A 26,977-nucleotide genomic window follows, 5' to 3' on the forward strand; every position below is an offset into this window, starting at 1 on the left:
GGTCGGCGCGTGCGGGCGGTCGGGGCCGGGCGGGCGGTCGGGGCCGGGCGTAGCCGGCCGGCGCATCCCGGCGCACCACCCGTGCGGGCGGTCAGCCCGTGCAGCCGCCCGGGGTGTCGCCGCCGGAGGGCACCGAGGCGAGGACCACGTCGGAGATCGGGCTCACCCATTGCAGGGCGGAGTCATACGAGCGGGGGACCGTGACCCGCACGGCGGTCTCCCGGTCCAGGGTGGTGAGCACGGTCGCGTCCGGCCCCTCGGCCGCGTACCAACAGACCTTGTTGACGACCCAGACGTCCTCGGTCTGCTCCGGGGCCGGCTCGGTGCCGCCGCAGTCGATCGTCAGCGCCGGGTCGCCGTAGGCGGCGTTCTGCTCCGGGCCGGCGGTGACCGGCCGCTGGGGCAGCTCCCGCAGGGTCGCCGGGAGCTGCGAGACCAGGGCGCGGCAGACCGTCTCCGCCCGGGTGGCCAGCTTGGGGGCGGCCATCTCGACGGCGGCGGTCGACTGCGGGCGGGCGCTGGTCGCCGAGGGGCTCGGCTGCGCCGCCGGGCCGTCCGGGGAGAGCTTGGCGAAGGTGAAGCTGGCCACGGCCACGGTGACCGGCACCGCGACCAGGGCGGCCAGCAGCGCGGCGTTGCGGGTGCCCCGGTCCGGGCGGGCCGGGGCCGGAGTCTCGTCGGGCCCCCCGGCGGGGGAGGTGAGCTTCTCGTCCATCTACAGGCGCACCACCGAACACGTGAGCGTGCGGGTGATGCCGGGCACCATCTGCACGTTGCTGACAATGAGTTTGCCGAGCTCGTCGACGGTGTTCGCCTCGGTGAGCACGACCACGTCGTACGGGCCGGTGACGGCGTCGACCCGGACCACGCCGGGAAGGTCCGCGATCAGGCCGGCCACGTCACGCGCCCGACCGACCTCGGTCTGGATGAGGATGTACGCCTGTACCACGACTCGACCTCCGTCCGTCGCCGCCCGTGGGCGGCCCGAAGGGTGAAACTACCTTACGGAGCAGGTCGGAACCCTATTGGCGGGCAAGGAGAAGCGGTGAGCGAGCGCGACGAGCGCGACGGCGGGTGGCGGATGTCTCGGCCCCGGACCGGAACCGGGCAGGGGCACAGGCACAGGCACGGGCACGACGGGGGACGGGCATGAGCGTGGCCGGGATCGGTGAGTTCGGGTTGATCGACCGGGTGACCGCCCGGCTGCCCCAGGGGGCGGCCTGCCTGCTCGGCCCCGGCGACGACGCGGCGGTGCTGGCCACGCCGGACGGCCGGGTCGCCGCGTCGACCGACGTGCTGGTCGAGGGGCGGCACTTCCGGCGCGACTGGTCCAGCGCCCGCGACGTGGGGCACCGGGCGGCGGCGGCGAACCTGGCCGACATCGCGGCGATGGGCGCCACCCCGACGGCCCTGCTGGTGGCGCTCTGCATGCCGGCGGACCTGGACCCCTGCTGGGCGGAGGAGCTGGCCGACGGGCTCGCCGCCGAGGCCGGCACGGTCGGGGCGGGCGTGGTCGGCGGCGACATGTCCGCCAGCCCGACGCTGACCATCGCGGTGACCGCCCTCGGTGACCTGGGCGGCCTGGCCCCGGTGCTGCGCTCGGGGGCCCGACCGGGGGACGTGGTGGCCGTGGCGGGCCGCAGCGGGTACGCCGCCGCCGGGTACACCGTGCTCTCCCGGGGCTTTCGCACCCCGAAGCTGCTGGTCGAGGCGTATCGGCGGCCCGAGGTGCCGTACCCGGCGGGGCCACTGGCCGCCCGGCTCGGTGCCACCGCCATGATCGACATCTCGGACGGGTTGCTGGCCGACCTCGGGCACGTGGCGAAGGCCAGCGGGGTCGGCATCGACGTGCGCCGGGACGCCTTCGAGGTGCCCCGGCAGATGAGCGACGCCGCACAGGCGCTGGGGGTCGACCCGTACTCGTGGATCCTCACCGGCGGCGACGACCACGCGTTGGCCGCGAGCTTCCCCCCGGCGGTGGCCCTGCCCGCGCCGTGGCGGCCGGTCGGCCGGGTGGTCGCCGGTGGCGGGGTGACCGTGGACGGCGCACCGCACGAGGGCCCGGCCGGCTGGGACCACTTCCGGTAGGCGCTGGTCAGCGACATATCCTCGATCCGTGAGGGAGATCGAGATCCGCGCGGCCCGCTTCGACTCGCCGGAGGCGCAGCGGCTCATCCGGGCCGCCCTGACCGACCTGGGCCAGCGGTACGGGGGCAGCGGGGACGACACCCCGGTCGACGCCGCGGAGTTCGCCCCGCCGGACGGGGAGTTCCTCGTCGCCTACCTGGCCGGGCGGCCCGTGGGGTGCGGCGGCTGGCGCAGCCACGGCGACGACGGGGGCACCGCGGAGCTCAAGCGCATGTACACCAGCCCCGAGGCGCGGGGGCGGGGCGTGGCGCGGGCGGTGCTGGCGGCCGTCGAGCGGTCGGCGCGCGAGCACGGGCGCAAGCGGCTCGTGCTGGAGTGCGGGGACAAACAGCCCGAGGCGATCGCCATGTACACCTCGGCCGGGTACGAACGCATCCCGAACTTCGGGTTCTACCGCGACTTCCCGGGCTGCGTCTCCTTCGCCCGCACCCTGTAGACCCGCCGCCCCACGCCGGGCGGCGGGCGGCGAGCGGCGGGCACGAAAAGCCGGCGGACCCCGTGGGGCCCGCCGGCTTGTCGACGAAGGTTGAGCTCGGCGCTACCGCGTCAGGCGCGGGTGACCTTGCCGGCCTTGATGCAGGAGGTGCAGACCTTCAGCTTCTTGGTCGTGCCACCACCGGCCGGGGTACGCACCGACTGGATGTTCGGGTTCCAGCGGCGGTTGGTCCGCCGGTGCGAGTGGGACACGTTGTGGCCGAAGCCCGGCCCCTTGCCACAGACGTCGCACACGCTAGCCACGGGATACTCCTGGGATTGATACGTTCATGGGGTCGCCAACCAGAGCTCCGCCCTGGGCAACCTGGTCAGGTTACCCGATGGATCCCCGGCCTGCCCAACCGCCCCTGTCGAGGGCGACCGCTGTGGAAGTGGTCACACCACCGGGGTGCCGGGTGGGACACGCCGGGCGTCGGCGGTCGCCCCGGGCGCGTGTCGGTGTGCGCCAGTAGGCTTCTCGCCGTGCTGGACACCCTCGACGCCGCCGCGGTGCGCCGCTGGTGCGCGGGCGGATTGGCCGCGCTGCGCCGGCACCAGGGGGAGATCGACGACCTCAACGTCTACCCGGTGCCCGACGGCGACACCGGCACCAACCTGGTGCTCACCTTCACCTCGGCCCAGCAGGCCCTGGCGATGGACCGGGCGACCGTCGGCGACGGTGACGCCATGCCGCACGGGCACGCGCTGCGGCTGATGGCGCGCGGGGCGCTGCTCGGCGCGCGGGGCAACTCCGGGGTGATCCTGTCGCAGATCCTGCGCGGCCTCGCCGAGGCCCTGGCCGCCGTGCCGGTGGTGCGGGGCCGCCAGCTCGCCGCCGCGCTGCGCGACGCCGCCGCCGCCGCGTACGCCGCCGTGGCCCGGCCCGTCGAGGGCACCCTGCTCAGCGTGGTGGCGGCGGCGGCCCGGGCGGCCGACGCGGCGGACAGCGACGACCTGCGCACCGTCGCGGGCGCGGCGGCGGGCGCGGCGGCCCGCGCCCTGGCCCGCACCCCCGAGCAGTTGCCGGCGCTGGCCCGCGCGGGCGTGGTCGACGCCGGCGGCCGGGGGCTCTGCCTGCTGCTGGACGCGCTGGTCGAGGTCATCACGGGGGAGAGCCCGCAGCGGCCCGCGCCCGCGCCGCGTCGGGTCCGCCCGCCGGCCACGGCCGTGCGCGAGACCGGCTCCGAGGAGTACGCCTACGAGGTGCAGTTCCTGCTCGACGCCGACGCCGAGGCGGTCGAGCGGATGCGACAGACCCTGGCCGGGCTCGGCGACTCGCTGGTGGTGGTCGGCGACGGGGCGGAGGCGTCCGGCACCTGGAACGTGCACGTGCACGTCAACGACGTCGGGGCGGCGATCGAGGCGGGGGTGGCGGCCGGCCGGCCGTACCGGATCTCGGTGACCCGCTTCGCCGACCAGCCGGCGCCGGCCCCGCCTGCCGCGCCGCTGCCGCTCGCCGCGCCGGCCAGCGCCGGGCGCGACGCGCGGGCGGCCGTGGTGGTCGCCTCCGGCGCGGGCATCGCGGAGCTGCTCACCGGCGAGGGGGCGACGGTGGTGCCGGGCAACCCCTCCGCCGGTGAGCTGCTCGACGCGATCCTGGCCACCGGGGCGGGGCGGGTGGTGGTGCTGCCCAACGACCCGAACACCCAGGCCGTGGCGGGCGTCGCCGCCAGGGAGGCGCACGCCCGGGGGGTGAAGGTCAGCGTGGTGCCGACCCGTTCGCCGGTGCAGGCGCTGGCCGCGCTCGCCGTGCGCGACCCGGAGCGCCGCTTCGCCGACGACGTGATCGCCATGGCCGAGGCCGCCGGCGCCTGCCGGTACGCCGAGGTCTGCTGGGCCAGCCGGGAGGCGCTGACCGTCGCCGGCCCGTGCCGCCCCGGCGACGTGCTCGCCCTGGTCGAGGGGGAGGTGCACCTGATCGGCGTCGACCTCGCCGACACCTGCTCCGCCGTGGTCGACCGGATGCTCGGCGGCGGCGGCGAGCTGGTCACCCTGCTCTCCGGGGCCGACGCCCCCGACGGGCTGGCCGACGCCGTCCGCGCGCACCTCGCCCGGCGCTGGCCCTTCGTGGAGGTCCACGCCTACCCGGGCGGTCAACCGCACTATCCGCTCCTGGTGGGGGTCGAATGACGACGTCCGAGCCGACCACGGTCGACACCCCGCTGAAGAAGCTGGTCGGCGAGAGGACGGCCAAGGCCCTGGCCGCCCACCTCGACCTGCACACCGCCGGTGACCTGGTCTACCACTTCCCCCGCCGCTACGACGAGCGCGGCGAGCACACCGACATCCGCTCGCTGGACGTCGGCGAGCAGGTCACCGTGCTGGCCCAGGTGCAGAAGACCACGGTGCGGCCGATGCGCCAGCGCCGGGGCAGCCTGTTGGAGGTGACCGTCGGCGACGCCTCCGGCGGGGTGCTGACCTGCACCTTCTTCGGCAACCAGGCGTGGCGGGAGCGGGAGCTGCGCCCCGGCCGGTGGGGGCTCTTCGCCGGCAAGGTCACCGAGTTCCGGGGCAAGCGCCAGCTCAACGGCCCGGAGTACGTGCTGCTCGGGGACGCCGTCGACGGCGAGGCGGCGGCCAACGAGGAGGTCGAGGAGTTCGCCGGGGCGCTGATCCCGGTCTACCCGGCCGCCGCCGCCGTGCCGACCTGGGTGATCGCCCGCTGCGTGCGGGTGGTGCTGGACACCCTCACCCCGCCGGAGGACCCGCTGCCGGCGAGCCTGCGGGCCAGCCGCAAGCTGGTCGGCATCGGCACCGCGCTGCCCGAGATCCACCGCCCGACCAGCAAGGAAAACCTCTACCGGGCCCGGCACCGGCTCAAGTGGGACGAGGCGTTCGCCGTGCAGCTCACCCTCGTGCAGCGCAAGCACCGGGCCGCCGCCTGGCCGGCGAAGGCCCGGCCGCCGCGCCCCGGCGGGCTGCTCGAGGCGTTCGACGCCCGGCTGCCGTACGAGCTGACCGCCGGGCAGCGCACCGTCGGCGCGGAGATCGCCGCCGACCTGGCCACCGCCCACCCGATGCACCGGCTGTTGCAGGGCGAGGTCGGCTCCGGCAAGACGGTGGTGGCGCTGCGGGCGATGCTCCAGGTGGTCGACGCCGGCGGGCAGGCGGCGCTGCTCGCCCCGACCGAGGTGCTCGCCGCCCAGCACCACCGGGGGATGCTGGACCTGCTCGGCCCGCTGGCCCGCGCCGGTGAGCTGGGCGCGGCCGACGACGCCACCCGGGTCGAGCTGGTCACCGGCTCGCTGGGCGCGGCGGCCCGCCGGCAGGCCCTGGCCGAGGTGGCCAGCGGCCGGGCCGGGATCGTGCTCGGCACCCATGCCCTGCTCTACGAGGGGGTGGACTTCGCCGACCTGGGCCTGGTCGTGGTCGACGAGCAGCACCGCTTCGGCGTGGAGCAGCGCGACGCGCTGCGCGCCAAGGCCGAGCAGCCGCCGCACGTGCTGGTGATGACGGCCACCCCGATCCCGCGCACGGTGGCGATGACCGTCTACGGCGACCTGGAGACGTCGACGCTTTCCCAGCTTCCGCAGGGGCGCTCGCCGATCGCCTCGCACGTGGTGCCGGCCAGCGAGAAGCCCGCCTTCCTGGACCGGGCCTGGCGTCGGCTGCGCGAGGAGGTCGCCGCCGGCCACCAGGCGTACGTGGTGTGCCCCCGCATCGGCGAGGGCCCGGCCAGCGAGGAGGAGCCGCCCCGGGAGGACGACAACGGTCGCCGGCCGCCGCTGGCGGTGACCGAGGTCGCCCCGCTGCTGGCCGAGGGGCCGCTGCACGGGCTGCGGATCGGCGTCCTGCACGGCAAGCTGCCGGCCGACGAGAAGGACGCGGTGATGCGCACCTTCGCCGCCGGCGACCTGGACGTGCTCGTCGCCACCACGGTCATCGAGGTCGGCGTGAACGTGCCCAACGCGACCGTGATGATCGTGCTGGACGCCGACCGGTTCGGCGTCTCCCAGCTGCACCAGCTTCGCGGCCGGGTGGGGCGGGGCTCTGCGGCGGGGCTCTGCCTGCTGGTCAGCGAGGCGGCCGAGGGCTCGTCGGCCCGGGAACGCCTCGACGCGGTGGCCTCCACCACCGACGGCTTCAAGCTCGCCGAGCTCGACCTGGAGCAGCGCCGGGAGGGCGACGTGCTGGGGGCCACCCAGTCCGGCCGGCGCTCGCACCTGCGGCTGCTGTCGCTGCTCCGCGACGCCGACCTGATCCGCGAGGCCCGGATCGAGGCGATCGAGCTGATCGAGTCCGACCCGGAGCTGGCGCGCCACCCGGCGCTGGCCGCCTCGGTGGCCGCCCTGGTCGACTCCGAGCGCGCGGAGTACCTGGAGAAGGGCTGACCCCGGGTCCGCCCGGTCGTGGGGCCCTAGGCTTGACCGATGCCCATCGCCTCCCTCCATCGTGGAGCCGTGTTGCTGGCCCGGGGCGACCGGCGTGTCGTCGACGAGGTGTCCGGCCTGGCCGACGACAGCACCGGTCGAGCCTGCTCGGCCCGGACCCGCTTCCAGATCGCCTCGATCAGCAAGAACATGGCCGCCGCGGCCGTCCTGCTCCTCGCCGAGCGGGGGCGGCTCGACGTGGCCGACCCCATCGACCGGTGGGTGCCCCACTGCCCGCCGGCCTGGCGGCCCATCACCCTGCACCACCTGCTCACCCACACCTCGGGCCTCGGGCACTGGGAGGAGTACGCGCAGCTCGACCTGGCGGCGGCCATCGACCCCGACGAACTGCTCGCCCGCTTCCGCGCACTAGCGCCGCTCTTCGCCCCCGGCGCGGGTTGGCACTACAGCAGCCCGGGGTACGTCCTGCTCGCCCGCGCGGTCGAGCGGGCCGCCGACCGGCCGTACCGGGACTTCCTGGCGGAGGAGATCTTCGCGCCGCTGGGCCTGACCGGCAGCTTCGCCGGCAGCGGCGTGGGCCGCGAGCACGTCGCGACGGGACACGTCGCGGGCCGGGCGGTGGGATCCTGGGACCTGGACACGGTGAGCATGGGCGCCGGCGACGTCTGGTGCACCGCCGAGGACCTGCTGAGCTGGCTGGACGGCCTGCGGGACGCCCGGCTGCTCGGTGCCGCCTCGGTGGCGCGGATGGTCACCCCGCACGCGCCGACCGGCACCGGTCAGGCGTACGGGTACGGCTGCTTCGTCGGCCCGCTGGGCGCAGAGCCGGCGATCCACCACTCGGGGCAGAACGCGGGCTTCCAGTCCTACGTCGCCTGGCAGCCGGACCGGGACCGGCGGCTGGTCCTGCTGACCAACGAGGAGGAGCTGGACGGGACCCTCGTGGCGCGGTTCCTGGCCGTCGACTGAACGGCGCCCGGCCCGCCGCACCGCAGCCCCCGGCGATCCGGTCGCGTAGCGTCGGGGCATGAGCAGGAGCAGGCGGTGACCCGGATCGTGGCCGGGACGCTCGGTGGCCGGCGGATCGCCGCGCCGCCCGGCGCCGGCACCCGACCCACCTCCGACCGGGTGCGCGAGGCGCTCTTCAGCGCCGTGCAGGCCCACGTCGACCTCGCCGGGGCGCGCTTCGCGGACCTGTACGCCGGGTCCGGCGCGGTCGGGCTGGAGGCGCTGTCGCGGGGGGCGGAGCACGTGCTGCTGGTCGAGTCCGACCCCCGGGCCGCCCGGGTGGTCCGGGAGAACATCGCCGCGCTGCGGGCCGCCCCGGCCGCCCGGCTGGTCACCGGGAAGGTCGCCACGGTGCTGGCCGCCGGGCCGGACGGCGAGGCGTACGACGTGGTCTTCGCCGACCCCCCGTACGCCGTGCCCGACGCCGAGGTCACCGCGATGCTGGCCGCGCTGGTCGGCGGCGGCTGGCTGGCGGCCGACGCCCTGGTGGTGGTGGAACGCTCCAGCCGCACCGGCCCCCTCGGCTGGGCGGAGGGCATCACCGGCGAGCGCAGCCGGCGCTACGGCGAGACCATTCTTTGGTACGGTCGCCGCTCATGAGACGTGCGGTGTGCCCCGGCTCCTTCGACCCGGTCACCAATGGACACCTCGACATCATCGGGCGGGCCGCCCGACTCTTCGACGAGGTGATCGTCGGAGTGCTGGTCAACCAGTCGAAGAGCGGCCTGTTCACCGTCGAGGAGCGGATCGACATGCTTCGGGAGGTGACGGCCTCGTACGGCAACGTGCGGGTGGCGTCGTTCCGGGGCCTGCTGGTCGACTTCTGCCGGGCCCAGCAGGCCAGCGTGCTGGTCAAGGGCCTGCGGGCGGTGAGTGACTTCGACTACGAGCTCCAGATGGCCCAGATGAACATGGGGCTGGCCGGCGTGGAGACGCTCTTCATGCCCACCAACCCGCTCTACTCCTTCCTCTCCTCCAGCCTGGTCAAGGACGTGGCGAAGTGGGGCGGCGACGTCTCCTCCCACGTCCCGGACCTGGTCCGGGAGGCGCTACAGGCCCGCCTCGGCCCGCCCCCGCCCGCCTGAGCCACCGCGCCTGGCTCCCCACGCCACCGGCTGCGGCGGCGAACGGCCGCGCCACCCGCTGCGGTGACAAGGCCACGACGCGACACGACGCGCCGGGCGGGGGTGGATCGGCGGGCGGTGGCTCGGGCGCGACATGATGGGGCGAGCGGGAACCCGGCCGTCCCGCATCATGTAGGTCGGCCGACGAACGACAGGAGTGAGGACCGGTGGACCCGCTCGATCGCATCGACGAACTGATCGCCATGGTGGAGCAGGCCCGCTCCGTCCCGATGTCGCGCAACAACTGCATGGTCGACCGGGGTGAGATGATCGCCGCCCTCGACGAGCTGCGCGCCGAGCTCCCCGCCGACCTGCGCCGGGCCGCCGTCCTGCTCGCCGAGCGGGACAAGATCATGGAGGCGGGCAAGCGGGAGGCCGACCGGATCATCAGCGAGGGTGAGGCGGAACACGCCCGGCTGGTCTCGATGAACGAGATCACCGTCTCCGCCGAGCACGAGGGCGCGCGGATCATCGCCGAGGCGCGGGCCGAGACCCAGCGGCTGCGCGAGGAGGTGGACGACTACGTCGACACCGCCCTGGCGAACTTCGAGCAGTTCCTCACCCGGGCGCTCGCCTCGATCGAACGCGGCCGGGACAAGATGCACGCGCTACGTGAGATAGGCACCTTCGGTGGGGACGAGGCGGATCGCCCGCTACCCTTCTGAGCGGCACCTCAGCAGCCGGCAGGCGGGTCGGGCGTCGCCCCCGGTTCGACGGTCCGGCGGTCGCCCAGGTAACCTGTTTTGTCGGCCTCTCACCGGCCGGAGTCTGACTATGCCCAAGCACTCGCCTTCATCACTCAACCCCAAGGCGCCGCTGGTCCTCGACACGAGGGACCTGCCGCGTCGCCCTGGCGCGTTGCGTACGCTGCGGCGGGTCGTCCCGGCACCGGCGGACCTCGGCGTGGAGTTGATCGGCGTGCCGGAGGGCGCGGACCTCGACCTCGACCTGAGGCTGGAGTCGGTGTCCGAGGGCGTGCTCGTCTCGGGGACCGTCAGCGGTCACGTCCGGGGCGAGTGCGGTCGCTGCCTGCGCGAGATCGACGACTCGTTGGTGGTGAACATCCAGGAGCTGTACGCGTACGAGGGCAGCACCACGGACGAAACGACCGACGAGGACGAATTGGGCCGGATCCAGGACGACCTGATCAACCTGGAGCCGGCGCTGCGGGATGCGGTGGTGCTCATGCTGCCGACCAACCCGCTCTGCCGGGAGGACTGCCCAGGCCTGTGCCCCGAGTGTGGGGTGCACTGGGACGATCTGCCGGCCGACCACAGTCACCAGCAGATCGACTCGCGGTGGGCGAGCCTGTCGCAACTGAACCGTACAGAGGAGTAGGAACCGTGGCCGTCCCGAAGCGCAAGATGTCGCGCAGCAACACCCGGTCCCGCCGGGCGAACTGGAAGGCGGCCGTGGTGGCGACCGTGGCCTGCCCGCAGTGCAAGTCCCCCAAGCTGCCGCACGCGGCGTGCTCCGTCTGCGGCACGTACAACGGCCGCCAGGTCATCGAGGTCTGACCTGGACGCCGAGTGACGCCCCCGACGTCCGGTCGGGTGGCGCGCGCATCCTGGCGATCGTCCGGTGCCCCGGCTCCCGCCGACGTCGGCCGGCCCGTTACGGCCGGCGTCGCGACGGAGCCGGGCACCGTGCGGATCGCCGTTGACCTCCTCGGCGGGGACGATGCTCCCGCCGTCGTGGTTGACGGCGCTCTGCGGGCCCTGCGCGCAGATCCGGGCCTGCACCTGCTGCTCGTCGGCCCCACCGAGGTCGCCGAGGGGCTGCTCGGTGCCCTCGAGCCGGCGCACCGCGCCCGGGTCACGGTCCGGCCGGTGCGCACCGCAGTCGGGATGGCCGACCATCCCGTCGCCGCGCGGGCGGAGAGCACCGTGCGGGCGGCGGTCACCGCCGTCCGGGAGGGTGCCGCCGACGCGCTGGTCTCGGCCGGCGCGACCGGCGCCACCGTCACGGCCGCCGCCCTGGGCTTAGGCCGCTGGCCGCACGTGCGACGGCCGGCGCTGGTCGCCACCCTGCCGGCGGTCGCCGGCCCGGTGGTGCTGCTCGACGTGGGCGGCTCCCTGGAACCCGGCCCCGCCACCCTGGCCCGGCACGCCGTGCTCGGGGCGGCCTACGCGGCCGTCGCGCACGCGGTGGTGCGACCCCGGGTGGGGTTGCTCTCCGTGGGCACCGAGGCCGGCAAGGGGGATCGGCTGCGCCGTGCCGCCGATCCGCTGCTGGCCGCCGCGACGCTGCCGCACGGTGCGCGCTACGTCGGCCTCGCCGAGGGGTACGACGTCGCCTCCGGCACCCGCACCGACGTAGTGGTGACCGACGGCTTCACCGGCAACGTGCTGCTCAAGGCGATCGAGGGCGCGTACGCGATGGCCGGCGGGCCACCGGCGAGGGGCGGCGTCCCCCGGGCCGCCGCGCTGCTCGGGGTCGCCGGCACGGTGGTGGTGTGCCACGGCGCGGCCCAGGGCGAGGACGTCGCCTCCGGCATCGCGCTCGCCGCGCACCTGTGGCGTCGCCGGGCCATCGAGAAGGTCGCCGCGCTGCTCGCCGGCGCCCCCGCAGCCGTCAGGGAGCAGGGGGAGCCCGCCGACCATCCCACCGACACCGAGGTGGCCCTGTGACCACCCGTCCCGCCGCCCGTCCCGCCCCGACCGGCCGGGTGTCCCCGCGCCGCCGACCGGGGAGCGGGTCGCGCGCGGCCCGCCCAGTCGCGAACGAAGAGGTAACCGCATCATGAACAACGACAAGCGGCGGCGTGCCCCCGTCGGCCACCTCGAGGCCGCCTTCGGGGTCTCACTGGACCCGGAGCTGCTGGAACGCGCGCTGACCCACCGCTCGTACGCGTACGAGAACGGCGGGCTGCCCACCAACGAGCGGCTGGAGTTCCTCGGCGACTCGGTGCTCGGCGTGGTGGTCACCACCGCGCTCTTCCGCAACCACCCCGACCTGCCCGAGGGGCAGTTGGCGAAGCTGCGGGCGAGCGTGGTCAACATGCGGGCGCTCGCCGACGTGGCGCGCGGGCTCGGCCCGGCCGGGCTCGGCGCGTACCTGCTGCTGGGCAAGGGCGAGGAGAGCACCGGCGGCCGGGACAAGGCGAGCATCCTCGCCGACACCCTGGAGGCCCTACTCGGCGCGATCTACCTGCAGTACGGCCTGGACACCGCAACCGAGGTGATCCGCCGGCTCTTCGACCCGCTGATGGCGGAGTCGGCGGGGCGGGGCGCGGCGCTGGACTGGAAGACCAGCCTCCAGGAGCTGACGGCCGCGCTCGGGCTGGGCGTGCCGGAGTACCGGATCGAGGGCACCGGCCCGGATCACCTGAAGACGTTCACCGCCTGGGTGGTGGTCGCCGGCAACCGCTACGGCGGGGCGGAGGGGCGCACCAAGAAGGAGGCCGAGCAGCGGGCCGCCGAGTCGGCCTGGCGCGAGCTGACCGCGCAGCCCGGCCGGGAGCAGTCGGAGCCGTCCACAACCGACCCGTCCACAGCCGAGCCGGCCGACGCGGGCGTGGGGGCCGACGCCGCCGAGCCCTCCGCCGCCGGGGCCGATGCCGCCGCCCCCTCCGTGCTCCGTGCGGGCGCGGGGGAGCCGTCCGGTGCCGGCGGCGCGGTCGACGACCCGGGCATCGTGGACCGCGCGGCGCTGGCCCCGGTCGACGGCGGTCCGGCGCAGGCCGGAGCACCCGACGAGGCGGGCCGTGCCTGAGCTGCCCGAGGTCGAGACCGTCCGGCAGGGGCTGGCCCAGTGGGTCACCGGCCGCCGGATCGCCGAGGTGCAGGTGCGCCACCCGCGGGCGATCCGCCGGCACCTGGCCGGTCCTGGGCACTTCGCCGACGTGCTGGCCGGGCGGACGGTCCGCGACGTGCGGCGGCGTGGCAAGTACCTGTGGCTGCCGTTGGACAGCGGCGACGCCATCGTCGGCCACCTCGGCATGTCCGGGCAACTGCTGCTCCAGCCGGCCGAGGCGGCCGACGAGCTGCACCTGCGGGTCCGGTTCCGGTTCGCCGACGACGGCCCCGAGCTGCGCTTCGTCGACCAGCGCACGTTCGGCGGGCTGGCGGTCTCCGCCGACGGGGCCGAGCTGCCGGCCGAGATCGCGCACATCGCCCGTGATCCGCTGGACCCGGAGTTCTCCGACGAGGCCTTCGTCGCCGCCCTGCGCCGCCGGCGTACCGAGGTCAAGCGGGCCCTGCTCGACCAGACCCTGATCTCCGGGGTCGGCAACATCTACGCCGACGAGGCGCTGTGGCGGGCGAAGCTGCACGGTTGCCGGCCGACCGACGCGCTGACTTCGCCGGCGGCGCTGCGGCTGCTCGGCCACGTCCGCGACGTCCTCGGCGAGGCCATCGCGCAGGGCGGCACCAGCTTCGACGCCCTCTACGTCAACGTCAACGGCGAGAGCGGCTACTTCGACCGGGAGCTCAACGCCTACGGCCGCGAGGGTGAGCCGTGCCGACGGTGCGGGGCGCCGCTGCGCCGGGAGGCGTTCATGAACCGCTCCTCGTACAGCTGCCCGCGCTGCCAGCCCCGACCCCGGGTCGCGGCCCGGGGCTGACCGGGCGGGCCGCCACCCCGCCCCGCTCACCAGCCGGTTCTCCGGGCGGGGCGGATCGGCCGCCCGGAGCGGGGTGTCCCGTCGATGTGACAGCAGGATTAACTTCGTCCATGGTGGGCAACTGGCCCCTCCATGGACGCAGAGCGCACGCCGGTGGGCGGCCCTCGGGCCGGCGCCCCGGACGAACCCGAACCCCGCCGGAGCCGGCCATGAGCGCCGACGTGCAGACCGGCACCGTACGGACCAACGTGCCCGCCCGGCTCGACCGGCTGCCGTGGTCCCGCTGGCACTGGATGATCGTCATCGGTCTCGGCACGGTGTGGATCCTCGACGGCCTCGAGGTCACCATCGTCGGCAACCTCTCCGGCAAGCTGGCCGAGCCGGGCAGCGGGCTGGACATCACCCAGAGTCAGGTCACCGGCCTGGCCGCCGCCCTCTACGTGGCCGGCGCGTGCACCGGGGCGCTCTTCTTCGGCTGGCTCACCGACCGCTTCGGCCGCAAGAAGCTCTTCCTGCTGACGCTGGGCGTCTACCTGGTCGCCACCGCCATGACCGCGCTCTCCTTCGACACCTGGTGGTTCTTCCTGTTCCGGTTCATCACCGGCATGGGCATCGGCGGCGAGTATGCCGCGATCAACTCCGCCATCGACGAGCTGATCCCGGCCCGGCACCGGGGCCGCATCGACATCATCATCAACGGCACCTTCTGGCTGGGCGCGGCGCTGGGCGCGCTGCTGACCGTGCCGCTGCTCAACGGCCTGCCCACCGGCGTCGGCTGGCGGGTGGCGTTCGGCCTCGGCGCGGTGCTGGGCGTGGTGATCCTGCTGGTCCGCCGGCACGTCCCGGAGAGTCCACGGTGGCTGTTCATCCACGGCCGGGGCGAGGAGGCCGAGCGGCTGGTCGACTCCGTCGAGCAGGAGGTGGCCCGGGAGACCGGCCGCCCCCTGGACGAGGCCGACAGCTACATCGAGATCCGGCAGCGCCGCAGCACCGGCTTCCTGACCATCGCGAAGACGCTCTTCGCCCGGTACCCCAAGCGCGCCGTCCTCGGCTTCTCGCTCTTCATCGGGCAGGCGTTCCTCTACAACGCCATCACCTTCGGCTTCGCGCAGATCCTGGAGACCTTCTTCGACGTGCCGACGGGCAACAGCGGCTACTACTTCGCGGTGATCGCCGTGGGCAACCTGCTCGGCCCGCTGCTGCTGGGGCGGCTCTTCGACACGGTCGGCCGGGTGCCGATGATCGCCGGGTCGTACATCATCTCCGGTGTGCTGCTGCTCGGCACCGCCTGGCTCTTCAACGAGGGCGTGCTCAGCGCGACCACGATGACCGCCTGCTGGTGCGTGGTGCTCTTCTTCGCCTCGGCGGGAGCCAGCGCGGCGTACCTGACGGTCAGCGAGATCTTCCCGATGGAGACCCGGGCCATGGCGATCGCGTTCTTCTACGCCATCGGCACCGCCGCCGGTGGGATCACCGGCCCGCTGCTCTTCTCGAAGCTGGTCGGCAGCGGCCAGGTCGGCGACACCGTCCTCGCCTTCGTCATCGGCGCCTGCGTGATGATCGCCGGCGGCGTCGTCGAGCTGATCCTCGGCGTCAAGGCCGAGGGCAAGTCGCTGGAGGAGCTGGCGACCCCGCTGAGCGCCGAGGAGGCCGGGGTGCCCCGGCAGCGCGGCGCGTCGGCCGCCGGGACCCCGGCGGCCACCGGCTGACACCGGCACCCGTCCGCGACGCCGCCCCCGCCCACGTGCCCGGGGGCGGCGTCGTCGTGATCACTTCCGGTCGGGCGTCGGGTCCGGCCCCGGGGCGGCCGGGCACGCCGCCCGCCACGCGTCGAGCTCGCGGTCCTTGCGGATCGAGACCAGGCCGTACCCGAGGGTGGTCACGCAGAAGTCGGCCGGGTCGCCGGTGTACTCGACGTGGAAGACCGGCTTGCCGGCGTCGACGAACGGCAGCAGCTTCGCGCACCGGCCCAGCCGGACGCACTCCTCGTCGACGGCGAAGTCGAAGTCCGGCTCCAGGGCGGCCACCTGCGCGGTGTCGCCGAGCAGCCCGGGGGAGAGGTCCAGCGCGCGGGCCAGCCCGGCCACCCGCCGGTTGAACGCCAGTTGATCGTCGAAGTCGCCGCCGGTGCGGTGGGCGTACCCGTCGGCGTCGGCCACCGCCACCGCGCCGAACCCCTTGCCCCGGCACAGCCGCAGCCGGTCGGCGAGGATCGGCTCCAGCGCGTCCCACCGCCGCACGTCCACCCAGCTGGTGCCCGGTCGGGGGCCGGTCGCGCCGCGCACCGCCGCCGGGTAGCGGTCGGCGTCCGGGTCGGTGCCGGCGTACGAGCCGACGGCGACCCGGCAGACCAGCCGGCGGCCCCGGGCGCGCAGGGCCGTGGTCTCGGCGGCGGTGGCGCGCACCGGGTCGAGCAGGAACACGTCGGCCTCGACGGTGGTGTCGAGCGGGCCGGTGAGCTGCCACTGCCAGCGCCAGTGCCGGGCCGAGCCGGTCGGCCACGGGGTGGGCGCGCCCGGCGGGACCAGGTCCGCCCGGCAGCCGTACGACGTGGTGAGCAGCGTCAGCGCGACGAGCGCCCGCAGCAGCCGGCGCGGCCCACGTCCGACGCCGGACGGCGGCAGCCGAATCCGCATCGGCAGCTCCCGGGTAGCGGGCGGCCCCCGGCCGCCCGGTGCGGACCCGCCGCCCCCACGACCGCCCCGGCGGGCCTCACCCGGTGCAACGAGCGTGACCCCCGTCACGACTCGTCGTCGCGGCGGGGGTCACGTGCGGCCGGTTCAGCGCGGGGTGCCGAAGTCCTGCGTCCAGTACGGCCCGTTGCTGGTCGCCACGCCGACGCCGATCTGGGTGAAGGAGCAGTTCAGGATGTTGGCCCGGTGTCCGGAGCTGTTCATCCAGGCGCTCATCACCGCGGCCGGGGTCTGCTGGTTCCAGGCGACGTTCTCGCCGTACGCGCGCCAGGCGTAGCCGACCCGGGCGAGCCGCTCGTCGACGCCGCTGCCGTCGCTGCCGTCGTGCGACATCTTCCTGTGGTCTGCCTGGTCCTGGCTGTGCGCCTGGGCGGCGGCGGTCAGCTTGCTGTTGACCTTCACCGCGCCGCAGCCGGCCTTCGCCCGCTCGGCGTTGACCAGGTTGACGACCTGCTGGGTCTGGCTGCCGGTGCCCGCCGCCGGGGTGCCGGGGGCGCCGGCCGTCGGCTTGCTGGTGGCGCGCTGGCCGCCCCGCGACGCGGCCGTGGGCCGGCTGGGCGTCCGGGTCGGCCGCACCGTCCGGCTCGGGGTGGGCGACGGCCGGGCGCTGGTGGGCGAGGCGCTCGGCGAGGGGGAGGCGCTCGGGCTGGCCGGGGTCGAAGCGAGGACGTCGCCGGGGGCGATGGGCAGGGCGGGGGCGGTGTCGGCGGCCGGCGCGGTGCGCGGGCTGCCCCCGTCCGGCAGGACCAGGGTGCCGACGCCGAGGCCGACCACCAGGGTGGCCGCCGCGGCGGCCCCGCCGATCAGCAGCGGACGCGGGATGCGGCGCTCCCGGCGACGTCGCCCGTCACCGGGCGGGTCACCGGCGCCGTCGGGCCGGTACGCCGCGAGCCCCACCCACCGGCCGTCGCCGGCCGACCCCGCCCGCCCGACGACGGGGACTGCCCGGGTCCGCTCCGGGCCACGGGAACCGTCGAAGGAGGCGGCGTGCCCGCGACCGTCGAACGGGACGGCGTGGCCGTATCCGGTGTCGGCGGGGCGGAACGACGGCTCGTCGACGGGCTCGGGACCCCACTGCCCGGCCGGCTGCTCCTGCCCGGGCCCGGCCGGGGGCCACGACGGCAGGTCGTCCGGTCGCCGAGGCTCGCCCTGGGGCTGCCACCGGCCGGTGGGCTCCTCGCGCCAGGGCTCCTGCGCCGGCTGCTCCCACCGCACGGTGGGCTGCTGTCCGGCCCACGGCCGCTCGCCCGGCTCCGCGCGGTACGGGTCGACGTGCGCGTGGTCGGTCGGCTCCGCGCGGTACGGGTCGACGTGCGCGTGGTCGGTCGGCTCCGCGCGGTACGGGTCGACGTGCGGCCGGTCGCCGGGCTCGTCGCCGAAGAGGTACGCCGACCGTGGTTCGGGCCGCTCGGTCAGCCAGGCGGGCTCGTCGGTCGGTCGGTCCTGGTGCCGGCGGGCGTTCTCCGGGTCGTTCGGGTCGCTCGAGCCGTACACGCCTGTCGCCTCCATGCGCTCGGTTGCGGGCCGAACTGAACGTACGGTCGCCACGCGAGGCGCGGCAACGTGGCTAAGGAAGAGTTAAGCGAGTCCGGCTCGCGCGGGGATCCGATCCGGCGAATCCTGGCGTACAGTTACCTGGTCCGGACAGAGTGTGTCCGTGCCTGATGGCAGCCCCCGACGAGTGGCCCGGGCCGACGTAGAGATGATCTACGGCCTGCGGGAACTTGACGAATGAGGGGTCAGCGCTCAATATATAGGTGTCGCCAGTCGCGCCCGGTCATGCCCAGTTTCTGGGAATGAGAGCCGCGAACACGTGGGCGCGCGTTGGTCCGGCCTTTCCGGCAGCGCATATCAAGGAGTCAGTTATGGCGAAGGCCCTCTACGGCCACGTAGGTGCAGCGTCCGATCGACGACTGCTCGACGAGGTCACCCGGCTGCGGTCCAGGGTTCAGACGCTGGAGTTCGAGATCACCCGTCTGCGCGCCGAGAACGATCGGCTCGCGGCGGCTGCGGCGGAGGCGGACGACCTGCTTCGTCTGGCCGAGCCGGCGTTGACCTGATCTTCAGTTAGTCGACAACTGAATCGCAGCACGGAAAATCGCGCGCCGACACTCGTGTGCCGGCGCGCAGCCATGTCCGGAGCATTTGTCGATCACCATTTCCCGATCTTGAATAATTGATCATCGTGGCGTCCGCTGATCCGCCGGGTCCGCGCAGGTAGGCCGTCGGCGTCCTGCGGTGATCCGGGGCGGGTCGCGTGTCCCCTCCCCGGCGGCACCGGGTTAGTCTGCGGGTTCACCAGGTCCGCGCAGCCCACGGCGGTCGGTGGCCACCGGACGAGGATCGAGAAGGTGTATCTCAAGAGCCTGACGGTGAAGGGGTTCAAGTCCTTCGCCTCCGCGACGACGCTGAAGCTGGAACCGGGGATCACCTGCGTGGTCGGCCCGAACGGCTCCGGCAAGTCCAACGTCGTCGACGCCATCGCCTGGGTGCTCGGCGAGCAGGGCGCGAAGGCGCTGCGCGGCGGCAAGATGGAGGACGTCATCTTCGCCGGCACCGCCGGGCGGGCGCCGCTGGGCCGGGCCGAGGTCACCCTCACCATCGACAACACCGACGGCGCGCTGCCGATCGAGTACACCGAGGTCTCCATCACCCGCCGGATGTTCCGCTCCGGCGAGAGCGAGTACGAGATCAACGGCGACTCCTGCCGCCTGCTCGACATCCAGGAGCTGCTCAGCGACTCCGGCATCGGCCGGGAGATGCACATCATCGTCGGGCAGGGCCGGCTCGACGGGATGCTGCACGCCAAGCCGGAGGACCGGCGGGCGTTCATCGAGGAGGCGGCCGGCGTCCTCAAGCACCGCAAGCGCAAGGAAAAGGCGCTGCGGAAGCTCGACGCGATGCAGACCAACCTCAACCGGCTCACCGACCTCACCGCCGAGCTGCGCCGCCAGCTCAAGCCGCTGGGCCGCCAGGCCGAGGTGGCCCGGCGCGCCGCCGCGATCCAGGCCAACCTGCGCGACGCCCGGCTGCGGCTGCTCGCCGACGACCTGGCCACCCTGCGTACCACCCTGGACAAGGAGATCGCCGACGAGAGCGCACTGCGCGAGCGGCGCGAGCAGGTCGAGGCGGAGCACGCCCAGGTGCAGGGCCGCCTCGGGGAGCTGGAGGCCGCCCTCGCCGTCGACGCGCCGCTGCTGGCCGCCGCCCAGGACACCTGGTACAAGCTCTCCGCGCTCTCCGAGCGGTTCCGCTCCGTCGAACAGCTCGCCCGGGAACGGCTGCGTCACCTCAGCGCCACCGGCGACGACGAGCGCCCCGGCCGCGACCCCGACCAGTTGGAGGCGGAGGCCGAGCGGATCGGCGAGCAGGAGGAGGAGCTGCGCGCCGCGCTCACCGACGACCAGATCCGCCTCGCCGAGGCCGTCGAGCACCGCCAGGAGCTGGAGCGGCAGCTCGCCGCCGCCGAACGGGAGCTGGTCGCCGCCGCGAAGGCCATCGCCGACCGGCGCGAGGGGCTGGCCCGACTCACCGGCCAGGTGAACTCGGCGCGGGCCCGCACCACCAGCGCCGGTGAGGAGATCGACCGGCTCGCCGCCGCGCACGCCGACGCGACGACCCGCGCCGAGCGGGCGCAGGCCGACCTCGACGCGGTGGCCGAGCAGTCCACCGAGGCCGACCGGGACAACGCCGACCTGGACGCCCGGCACGCCGAGGCGGTCGCCGCCCAGGAGCGGGCGCAGGCCGCCGCGCGGGCCCTCACCGACGCCGAGCGGGCCGCCGAGAAGGAGGCCGCGACGCAGAAGGCCCGCGAGGAGGCGCTCGCCATCGGCCTGCGCCGCAAGGACGGCGCGGGCGCGCTGCTGGCCCGCGCCGGCGAGGTGCCCGGCCTGCTCGGCAGCCTGGCCAGCCTGCTCACCGTCGCCCCCGGGGACTCCGCCGCGCTCGCCGCCGCGCTCGGCGGGCTCGCCGACGCGGTCGCCGTCACCGGCGTCGACGAGGCCGTCGAGGCGATGCGGCTGTTGAAGATCTCCGACGCCGGCCGCGCCGGCCTGCTGGTCGGCGGCCCCGCCGGGCCGGGCATGACCGGCTCCGCCGACGCGCTGCGCCCGAAGCTGCCCGACGCCGCCCGGTGGGCCCCCGACCTGGTCGAGTGCGCGCCGGAGCTGCGCCCGGCCGTGCACCGGGCGCTGCGCGACGTGGCGCTGGTCGCCGACCTGGCCGCCGCCGCCGACCTGGTCGCCGGCAACCCGGAGCTGCGCGCGGTCACCCCCGACGGCGACGTCGTCGGGGCGTACGCGGCGGCCGGCGGGTCGGCCAAGGCGCCCAGCTTCATCGAGGTGCAGGCCGCCGTGGAGGAGGCCCGCGCCAACCGCACGGCCGCCGAGCACTCCGCCGCCGAGCTGCGCGACCAGCTCGTCGAGGCCCGCGCCGAGGTGGCCGCCGCCAAGGAGGCCGTGCAGCACGCCGCCGCCGCGAAGCGGGAGGCCGAGAGCCACCGCAACGCCGCCGCCCGCCGCCTCGCCGAGCTGGGCGCCGCCGCCCGCTCGGCCCGCGCGGAGGCCGATCGGCTCGGCGAGTCCCGGGCCCGTGCCGAGGCGGCCCGCGAACGCGACCTGGCCACCCTGGCCGAGCTGGCGCAGCGGCTCCGGCTGGCCGAGGAGACCCCCATCGACGCCGAGCCCTCCACCGAGGAACGCGACCAGCTCGCCGCGACGGTGCCCCGGGCCCGGCAGAACGAGATGGAGGTCCGGCTCGCGGTGCGTACCGCCGAGGAGCGGGTCTCCTCGATCGCCGGCCGCGCCGACTCGCTGCGCCGGCAGGCCGGCGCCGAGCGGGCCGCGCGGGAGCGGGCGGCGGCCCGCCGCGCCGCCCGCGCCCGGGGTGCGAACATCGCCGCCGCGGTGGCCGGCGGGGCCCGCGCGGCGCTGACCCGGCTGACCACCTCCATCGCGCGGGCCGAGCAGGACCGCGACGCCGTGGCGCGCGAACGCGCCGCCCGGGAGGCCGAGCTGGCCGAGGTACGCGGCGCGGCGAAGCGCCTCGGCGCGGAGCTGGAGCGGCTGACCAGCCAGGTGCACCGCGACGAGGTGGCCCGCGCCGAGCAGCGGCTGCGCATCGAGCAATTGGAGGCCAAGGCCGCCGAGGACTTCGCGCTGGACGTGGAGACCCTGGTCGCCGAGTACGGCCCGGCGCAGCCCGTGCCGCCGACCCAGGCCGACGTGGCGGCGGCCGAGCGGGACGGCACGCCGGTGCCCGAGCCGGTCCGCTACGAGCGCCCGGTGCAGGAGAAGCGGGCCGCCAAGGCGGAGCGGGAGCTGGCCCTGCTCGGCAAGGTCAACCCCCTCGCGCTGGAGGAGTTCGCCGCGCTGGAGGAGCGCTTCACGTTCCTCTCGGAGCAGTTGGAGGACCTCAAGGCCACCCGCCGGGACCTGCTCACCGTGGTCCGGGACGTCGACGAGCGGATCCTGGAGGTCTTCGCCAGCGCGTTCGCCGACACCGCCCGGGAGTTCGAGCAGGTCTTCACGGTGCTCTTCCCCGGCGGCGAGGGGCGGCTGATCCTCACCGAGCCCGACGACCTGCTCGCCACCGGCGTCGAGGTGGAGGCCCGCCCGCCGGGCAAGCGGATCAAGCGGCTGTCGCTGCTCTCCGGCGGGGAGCGCTCGCTGACGGCAGTGGCGATGCTGGTGGCGATCTTCCGGGCCCGGCCCAGCCCGTTCTACATCATGGACGAGGTGGAGGCGGCCCTCGACGACGTCAACCTGGGCAGATTGATCACGTTGCTGGCACAGTTGCGGGAGAAGAGTCAGCTGATCGTCATCACCCACCAGAAGCGGACGATGGAGATCGCCGACGCCCTCTACGGGGTGACCATGCGCAGCGGGGTCACCCAGGTGATCAGCCAGCGGCTCAACCGGGCCGACGGCGAACCGGACCGACCCGCCCCCGCCGCCGTCGGCGGCGGTGCCGGCGGGCAAGGCGACGACGAGGAGAACACGTAGTGGCTCGGGAACGCGCGACGGCGCTCCTGCTGGACTTCGACGGGGTGCTGCGGCGCTGGGACCCGGCGGTCGCCGCCGGCGTGGAGCGGGAGTACGGCCTCTCCGCCGGCGTGCTCACCGAGATCGCCATGCAGTGGGGGCGGCTCCAGCCGGTGCTGACCGGCCAGGTCAGCCACGCCGACTGGATGGCCAGCGTGGCCGACGCGCTGGCCGAGGCGGCCGGCGGCCCGGAGCGCGCCCGCGCGGCGGTGCAGCAGTGGCAGCGCTACCGGGGCGAGGTCGACCCCGAGGTGCTGGCGTTCGTCCGCGAGGTGCGGGCCGCCGGCGTGCGGGTGGGGCTGGGCACCAACGCCACCGACGTGCTCGACACCGACCTCGCCGCGCTGGGCCTGGTCGACGAGCTGGACGTGGTGGTCAACTCCTCGGTCGTCGGGGTGCACAAGCCGGCGAAGGAGTACTTCGAGGCGGCCTGCGCCGCACTGGCCACGCCCCCGGCGAGGGTGCTCTTCATCGACGACGAGGACTGGGCGATCCGGGGCGCGCGGGCGGCCGGGCTGTCGGCGTACCGCTGGGACGGGCCGGCGGGGCTGCGTTACCTGCGGGCGGCGCTGGAGCCGGCACGCTCCTGACGGCGGCGACGGTGTCAGTCGCCGGTGACGCCGTCGATGCGCTCGCGGATCAGGTCGGCGTGGCCGTTGTGCCGGGCGTACTCCTCGATCATGTGCACGTAGACCCAGCGGACGTTCATCTCGACGTCGCCGCTGTCGCGGCGGTGCGCGAAGGTCTGCTCCAGCGACAGCCCGGCGGCGGTGGCCCGGGCGGCCTCGACCTCCGCGGCGAAGGTGGCGAAGTCGGCCTCCGCGTCGGCGTCGGCGATGTCGTCCAGGTCGCCGTCGGGGCTGGCCTCGGTGTTGTAGATGTCGTCGAGCTGCTGGCCGGCGGCCCGGATGCGGAACCACCAGCGCTCCACCTCGGCCATGTGCCGGACCAGGCCGAGCAGGGTCAGCCCCGACGGCTCGACGCTCGGGGTCTTCAACTGCTCGGCGGTCAGGCCGGCGCACTTGAGCAGCAGCGTCTGCCGGTGGTAGTCCAGCCAGCCCGCCAGCATGGTGCGCTCGTCGCCGACGTAGGGCTCGTGGTTGCGGGTGATCTGCGGCGCTGTCCAGGTCATCGGGCCATTGTGGGGGGACCCTGTGACATTCGGCCATCGAGTTATCGCCGCCGCGCCCCGCCCGTCACGGGACGACGAGGACGGGCCAGCGGCCGGTGCGGACCAGGCGAGTGGCGACCGAGCCGACCAGGCGGTGCCCGGCCTGCTCGGAGGAGCCGACCACCACCAGGTCCGCGCGGGTCTCGTCGGCCGCCGCGCACAACTCGGCGTACGCGTCGCCGCGCCGGCACAGGAACGTGATCGGCAGGCCCAGCTCCTCGGCGTCGCGGCGGCACTCCTCGCGCAGCTCGGCGGCCAGCTCGTCGTGCGTGCGCTGGACGGACTCGGCCACCAGCCCCGGCATCATCGCCGTGTACGGCGCCGGTGAGCTGACGAAGACCACCACCAGCGCCGCGCCCTGCCGGCGGGCCAGCCCCGCCGCGTACGAGGTGGCCCGCAGCGAGGTGCGGGTGCCGTCGACGCCGACCAGCACCACCCGGGGCCCGTCCGTGCCGCGCTCGAACGGCAGCGGCCGGGCCGCCGGGCCGTACTCCTGCCGGTCCGGGGGTGCTCCCGCGCTCATGGCGTCCTCAGCTCCGGTCGCCGGGGCGGAGCAGCGCCGCGCCGGGGCCGGCGGTGACCGGGGACTTCCGGTCGCGCTCGGCGGCGGCGGTCGACTGCCGCTGGTTGCCCGCGAAGGTCGTCGACTGCCGGTCGGCGGCGGCCGCCGACTCGCGCGCGACCTCCTCCGGGGTGGGGCCGTTGTGCTCGCGCAGCGGGACCTCCCGGATGAAGCACACCGCGATCAGCGCGATCAGCGCGAACGGGGTGGCGAAGAGGAAGACGTCGCCGGCGCCGAGGCCGTAGGCGTTCTCCACGATCGCGCGGACCGGGCCGGGCAGGGTGTGCACGTCGGGCAGGGCGCCGCCGCCGGAGGCGGAGGCCGGCAGGCCGAGGTCGGCGAGCCCGGCGGTGATGTGGCCCTTGACGTTGTGGCCGAGCACCGCGCCGAGGGCGGAGACGCCGATCGCGCCGCCGAGGCTGCGGAAGAAGGCCACCACCGAGCTGGCCGCGCCCAGGTCGCGCGTGCCGACGGTGTTCTGCACGGCGAGGACGAGGTTCTGCATGGTCAGGCCCAGCCCGACGCCGATGAGGGCCATGTAGCAGCTCAGCAGCCGGAAGTCGGTGTCGGCGCGGAGGGTGCCCATCAGGGCGAAGCCGACGGTGAGCAGCGCCGAGCCGATGACCAGGTAGCGCTTCCACCGCCCGGTGCGGGTGATGACCTGCCCGATGACCGTGGAGGAGATCAGCAGGCCGAGGATCATGGGCAGGGTCATCAGGCCGGACATGGTCGGGCTCTGGCCCCGGCTGATCTGGAAGTACTGGCTGAGGAAGACCGACGCGCCGAACATGCCGACGCCGACCGCGATGCTGGCGACGGTGGCCAGGGTGACGGTGCGGTTGCGGAACAGCCGCGGCGGGATGACCGGCTCGGACGCGCGGGTCTCGACCCGGATCGCCAGCGCGCCGAGCAGCAGCGCCCCGACCACCATGGCGGCGCTCTGCCAGGACATCCAGGCGTACGAGTCGCCGGCGAGGGAGACCCAGATCAGCAGCAGCGACACGGCGGCGGTGATCAGGGTGGCGCCCCACCAGTCGATCTTCACCGCGCGGCGGACCACCGGCAGGTGCAGGGTCTTCTGCAACACCACGAGGGCGGCGAGGGCGAACGGCACGCCGACGTAGAAGCACCAGCGCCAGCCGAGCCAGGAGGTGTCGACGATCACGCCGCCGATCAGCGGGCCGCCGATGGTGCCGACGGCCATCACCGCGCCGAGGTAGCCGCTGTAGCGGCCCCGCTCGCGTGGCGAGATCATCGCGGCCATGATCACCTGGGCCAGCGCGGTGAGGCCGCCCGCGCCGATGCCCTGCAACACCCGGCAGCCGATCAGCCACTCGGTCGACTGCGACAGCCCGGCCAGCACCGAGCCCAGCACGTAGATCACCAGGGAGAGCTGGACCAGGGCCTTCTTGCTGATCAGGTCGGCGAGCTTGCCCCAGAGCGGGATGGTCGCGGTGGTGGCCAGCAGGGTGGAGGTGACCACCCAGGTGTACGCGGACTGGCCGCCGCGCAGCTCGGTGATGATCCTCGGCAGCGCGTTCGAGACGACCGTGGAGGAGATGATCGCGACGAACATGCCCAGCAGCAGCCCGGAGAGCGCCTCCAGGATCTGCCGGTGGGTCATGTCGACGCCGGTCGCCCGGCTGGGCGCTGTCGCTTGGGACATCGTGGCTGCCTCCGGTGGGGGAGAAGAATAGTTGCTGGGGGCAACCATATGACTTGGTTGCGCAAAGCAACAACCAGCGGCGGGCGGGATCCATTCCCAGGACACCGGGCGGGGGCCCGACGCCGGCCTCAGTCCAGGGCGTCGTTGAACTGGTGCAGCAGCCGGGCGAAGTGCGCCACGTCCTGCGGCGCCCAGCGCTCCAGGATGCGCCGGAACTCCGCCAGCCGGGACGACCGGGCGGCGTCGAACCGCCGCCGCCCCTCGTCGGTGAGGCGCAGCGGGGCCGCCCGCCGATCGTCCGGATCCGGCTCCCGGCGCACCAGCCCCAGCGCCTCCAGCGCGTTGATCTGCCTGCTCAGCGTCCCCTTGCCGACCCCCAGCCGGGCGGCCAGGTCGGTCAGCCGGATCGAGTCGCAGCGGCGCAGCCAGAGCAGCAGCCCGTACGCGTTGGGATCCAGGTCCGGGTGGACCTCCTTGGCGATCTCCCAGGAGAGCGACCGACCACGGCGCAGCAACGCGGTCAGCTCGTGCTCCACGGCCCGCAGGGTCTCCGGCTGGTGCTCGTCCACCCGATCAGCGTACGGCGCGCGGTGACGCGTCTCACCCGTCGGTGGCGACCCATCGAAAGCGACGCCTCAGCCCTGCTCCACCCGCCGGATTCCTTGGACGGGGCCTCGTCAGCGCCGCCCGACGATCGTCACCTGGGCGGCACCGTCGGGCATCCCGGCGATGCTGACGCTGCTGCCGGCGGCGGTGGTGGGGGTGCCCCGGCCGGCCAGTGGTTGCAGGCCGCTCCAGCTGCCGTCGGGGTGGCGGATCTCGTGGTAGATGCCGTTGTCGGCGCCGACGATGAGGATCTGGGCGGAGCCGTCGGGCATCCCGGTGATGGCGATGTCCTTGCCGGCGGCGGGGGTCGGGGTGCCGTAGCCGGCGATGGGGTAGAAGGGGGTCCAGGTGCCGTTGGGGTTGCGGGAGCGGTGGTGGATGACGTTGTTCGCGCCGACGATGAGGACCTGGGCGGAGCCGTCGGGCATCCCGGCGATGGCGACGCGGCTGCCGGCGGCGGTGCTGGAGGTGCCCGCGCCGGCCAGTGGTTGCAGGCCGCTCCAGCTGCCATTGGGGTGGCGGATCTCGTGGTAGATGCCGTTGTCGGCGCCGACGATGAGGATCTGGGCGGAGCCGTCGGGCATCCCGG

Annotated in this window: 26 protein-coding genes and 1 pseudogene; 17 read left to right on the forward strand and 10 right to left on the reverse strand. The window is 74.7% G+C overall.

Annotation, left to right across the window (positions count from 1 at the left end; all coding sequences use genetic code 11):
- Positions 1 to 91: 91 nt before the first annotated feature.
- Positions 92 to 715, reverse strand: a complete 624-nt coding sequence (locus ACLQ2V_RS09665; protein ID WP_425718051.1) for a DUF3515 family protein — start codon at positions 713 to 715, stop codon at positions 92 to 94.
- Entirely contained in the window at positions 716 to 949 is a 234-nt protein-coding gene (locus ACLQ2V_RS09670; protein ID WP_013732068.1) for an Lrp/AsnC ligand binding domain-containing protein, read from the reverse strand.
- A 200-nt stretch (positions 950 to 1,149) separates the two neighbouring features.
- Here ACLQ2V_RS09670 and ACLQ2V_RS09675 point away from each other — a divergent pair, with 200 nt between their 5' ends.
- Together ACLQ2V_RS09675 and ACLQ2V_RS09680 are read left to right on the forward strand one after the other, a co-directional pair.
- The gene (locus tag ACLQ2V_RS09675; protein WP_425718052.1) at positions 1,150 to 2,088 is read left to right on the forward strand and encodes a thiamine-phosphate kinase; all 939 of its coding nucleotides are present in this window, start codon (positions 1,150 to 1,152) and stop codon (positions 2,086 to 2,088) included.
- Between the two features lie 28 nt (positions 2,089 to 2,116).
- Complete coding sequence (locus ACLQ2V_RS09680) at positions 2,117 to 2,584, forward strand: GNAT family N-acetyltransferase (protein ID WP_425718053.1); 468 nt, start codon at positions 2,117 to 2,119, stop codon at positions 2,582 to 2,584.
- Between the two features lie 110 nt (positions 2,585 to 2,694).
- Here the strand turns inward: ACLQ2V_RS09680 and rpmB are convergent, their stop codons facing one another.
- On the reverse strand, positions 2,695 to 2,886 hold the full coding sequence (gene rpmB / locus ACLQ2V_RS09685) for a 50S ribosomal protein L28 (RefSeq protein ID WP_007075181.1): 192 nt from the start codon (positions 2,884 to 2,886) through the stop codon (positions 2,695 to 2,697).
- A 219-nt stretch (positions 2,887 to 3,105) separates the two neighbouring features.
- Between rpmB and ACLQ2V_RS09690 the strand changes: the two genes are divergently transcribed.
- The 12 genes and pseudogenes from ACLQ2V_RS09690 (at position 3,106) to ACLQ2V_RS09745 (ending at position 15,358) form a co-directional block, all read left to right on the forward strand.
- Positions 3,106 to 4,752 carry a DAK2 domain-containing protein gene (locus ACLQ2V_RS09690; protein WP_425718054.1) on the forward strand — a complete coding sequence of 549 codons (1,647 nt, stop codon included), beginning with the start codon at positions 3,106 to 3,108 and terminating at the stop codon, positions 4,750 to 4,752.
- Positions 4,749 to 6,953 (forward strand): ATP-dependent DNA helicase RecG, encoded by a 2,205-nt coding sequence (gene recG / locus ACLQ2V_RS09695; protein WP_425718055.1) that lies wholly within the window; start codon positions 4,749 to 4,751, stop codon positions 6,951 to 6,953. The genes ACLQ2V_RS09690 and recG overlap by 4 nt, the downstream gene beginning before the upstream one ends.
- A 39-nt stretch (positions 6,954 to 6,992) precedes the next feature.
- Positions 6,993 to 7,922, forward strand: coding sequence for a serine hydrolase domain-containing protein (locus tag ACLQ2V_RS09700; protein ID WP_425718056.1), 930 nt, complete (start codon positions 6,993 to 6,995; stop codon positions 7,920 to 7,922).
- 75 nt (positions 7,923 to 7,997) lie between these two features.
- The gene (rsmD, locus tag ACLQ2V_RS09705) at positions 7,998 to 8,561 is read left to right on the forward strand and encodes a 16S rRNA (guanine(966)-N(2))-methyltransferase RsmD (RefSeq protein WP_425718057.1); all 564 of its coding nucleotides are present in this window, start codon (positions 7,998 to 8,000) and stop codon (positions 8,559 to 8,561) included.
- The gene (coaD, locus tag ACLQ2V_RS09710) at positions 8,558 to 9,046 is read left to right on the forward strand and encodes a pantetheine-phosphate adenylyltransferase (protein ID WP_425718058.1); all 489 of its coding nucleotides are present in this window, start codon (positions 8,558 to 8,560) and stop codon (positions 9,044 to 9,046) included. The genes rsmD and coaD overlap by 4 nt, the downstream gene beginning before the upstream one ends.
- 206 nt (positions 9,047 to 9,252) lie before the next feature.
- Positions 9,253 to 9,750, forward strand: coding sequence for a hypothetical protein (locus tag ACLQ2V_RS09715; RefSeq protein ID WP_425718059.1), 498 nt, complete (start codon positions 9,253 to 9,255; stop codon positions 9,748 to 9,750).
- Positions 9,751 to 9,859: 109 nt separating this feature from the next.
- Entirely contained in the window at positions 9,860 to 10,423 is a 564-nt protein-coding gene (locus tag ACLQ2V_RS09720) for a YceD family protein (protein WP_425718060.1), read from the forward strand.
- A 5-nt stretch (positions 10,424 to 10,428) separates the two neighbouring features.
- Positions 10,429 to 10,602, forward strand: coding sequence for a 50S ribosomal protein L32 (rpmF, locus tag ACLQ2V_RS09725; protein ID WP_377512453.1), 174 nt, complete (start codon positions 10,429 to 10,431; stop codon positions 10,600 to 10,602).
- Positions 10,603 to 10,731: 129 nt separating this feature from the next.
- Positions 10,732 to 11,715 (forward strand): phosphate acyltransferase PlsX, encoded by a 984-nt coding sequence (locus ACLQ2V_RS09730; protein ID WP_425718061.1) that lies wholly within the window; start codon positions 10,732 to 10,734, stop codon positions 11,713 to 11,715.
- A gap of 112 nt (positions 11,716 to 11,827) precedes the next feature.
- A pseudogene (rnc, locus tag ACLQ2V_RS09735) lies at positions 11,828 to 12,610 on the forward strand (ribonuclease III); the annotation flags it as partial.
- Positions 12,611 to 12,791: 181 nt separating this feature from the next.
- Positions 12,792 to 13,649 carry a bifunctional DNA-formamidopyrimidine glycosylase/DNA-(apurinic or apyrimidinic site) lyase gene (gene mutM, locus ACLQ2V_RS09740; protein WP_425718062.1) on the forward strand — a complete coding sequence of 286 codons (858 nt, stop codon included), beginning with the start codon at positions 12,792 to 12,794 and terminating at the stop codon, positions 13,647 to 13,649.
- 209 nt (positions 13,650 to 13,858) lie between these two features.
- Positions 13,859 to 15,358 carry an MFS transporter gene (locus ACLQ2V_RS09745; RefSeq protein ID WP_425718063.1) on the forward strand — a complete coding sequence of 500 codons (1,500 nt, stop codon included), beginning with the start codon at positions 13,859 to 13,861 and terminating at the stop codon, positions 15,356 to 15,358.
- A gap of 60 nt (positions 15,359 to 15,418) precedes the next feature.
- Here ACLQ2V_RS09745 and ACLQ2V_RS09750 read toward each other — a convergent pair whose 3' ends face one another.
- Both ACLQ2V_RS09750 and ACLQ2V_RS09755 read right to left on the reverse strand, forming a co-directional pair.
- Positions 15,419 to 16,285: an endo alpha-1,4 polygalactosaminidase gene (locus tag ACLQ2V_RS09750; protein ID WP_425718064.1), complete on the reverse strand. Its 867-nt coding sequence runs from the start codon at positions 16,283 to 16,285 to the stop codon at positions 15,419 to 15,421.
- Positions 16,286 to 16,429: 144 nt separating this feature from the next.
- Positions 16,430 to 17,836, reverse strand: a complete 1,407-nt coding sequence (locus ACLQ2V_RS09755) for a CAP domain-containing protein (protein WP_425718065.1) — start codon at positions 17,834 to 17,836, stop codon at positions 16,430 to 16,432.
- 371 nt (positions 17,837 to 18,207) lie between these two features.
- On the opposite strand from ACLQ2V_RS09755, the gene ACLQ2V_RS09760 reads away from it, so the two are divergent.
- The 3 genes from ACLQ2V_RS09760 (at position 18,208) to ACLQ2V_RS09770 (ending at position 22,973) form a co-directional block, all read left to right on the forward strand.
- Positions 18,208 to 18,402: a hypothetical protein gene (locus ACLQ2V_RS09760; protein WP_425718066.1), complete on the forward strand. Its 195-nt coding sequence runs from the start codon at positions 18,208 to 18,210 to the stop codon at positions 18,400 to 18,402.
- Between the two features lie 291 nt (positions 18,403 to 18,693).
- Positions 18,694 to 22,344: a chromosome segregation protein SMC gene (gene smc / locus ACLQ2V_RS09765; RefSeq protein WP_425718067.1), complete on the forward strand. Its 3,651-nt coding sequence runs from the start codon at positions 18,694 to 18,696 to the stop codon at positions 22,342 to 22,344.
- Entirely contained in the window at positions 22,344 to 22,973 is a 630-nt protein-coding gene (locus ACLQ2V_RS09770) for an HAD family hydrolase (protein ID WP_425718068.1), read from the forward strand. The genes smc and ACLQ2V_RS09770 overlap by 1 nt, the downstream gene beginning before the upstream one ends.
- A 14-nt stretch (positions 22,974 to 22,987) precedes the next feature.
- Here ACLQ2V_RS09770 and ACLQ2V_RS09775 read toward each other — a convergent pair whose 3' ends face one another.
- The 5 genes from ACLQ2V_RS09775 to ACLQ2V_RS09795 all read right to left on the reverse strand — a co-directional run.
- Positions 22,988 to 23,515: a DinB family protein gene (locus ACLQ2V_RS09775; RefSeq protein WP_425718069.1), complete on the reverse strand. Its 528-nt coding sequence runs from the start codon at positions 23,513 to 23,515 to the stop codon at positions 22,988 to 22,990.
- A 64-nt stretch (positions 23,516 to 23,579) separates the two neighbouring features.
- Positions 23,580 to 24,077, reverse strand: coding sequence for a universal stress protein (locus tag ACLQ2V_RS09780; RefSeq protein WP_425718070.1), 498 nt, complete (start codon positions 24,075 to 24,077; stop codon positions 23,580 to 23,582).
- Positions 24,078 to 24,084: 7 nt separating this feature from the next.
- Positions 24,085 to 25,782, reverse strand: coding sequence for an MDR family MFS transporter (locus ACLQ2V_RS09785; protein WP_425718071.1), 1,698 nt, complete (start codon positions 25,780 to 25,782; stop codon positions 24,085 to 24,087).
- 128 nt (positions 25,783 to 25,910) lie between these two features.
- Entirely contained in the window at positions 25,911 to 26,351 is a 441-nt protein-coding gene (locus ACLQ2V_RS09790; protein ID WP_425718072.1) for a MarR family winged helix-turn-helix transcriptional regulator, read from the reverse strand.
- Between the two features lie 108 nt (positions 26,352 to 26,459).
- Positions 26,460 to 26,977: hypothetical protein (locus ACLQ2V_RS09795; RefSeq protein WP_425718073.1), on the reverse strand; the 518-nt coding region annotated here is incomplete at its 5' end.

This window comes from Micromonospora sp. DT233 (genome assembly GCF_049841815.1).
Classification (GTDB): Bacteria; Actinomycetota; Actinomycetes; order Mycobacteriales; family Micromonosporaceae; genus Micromonospora.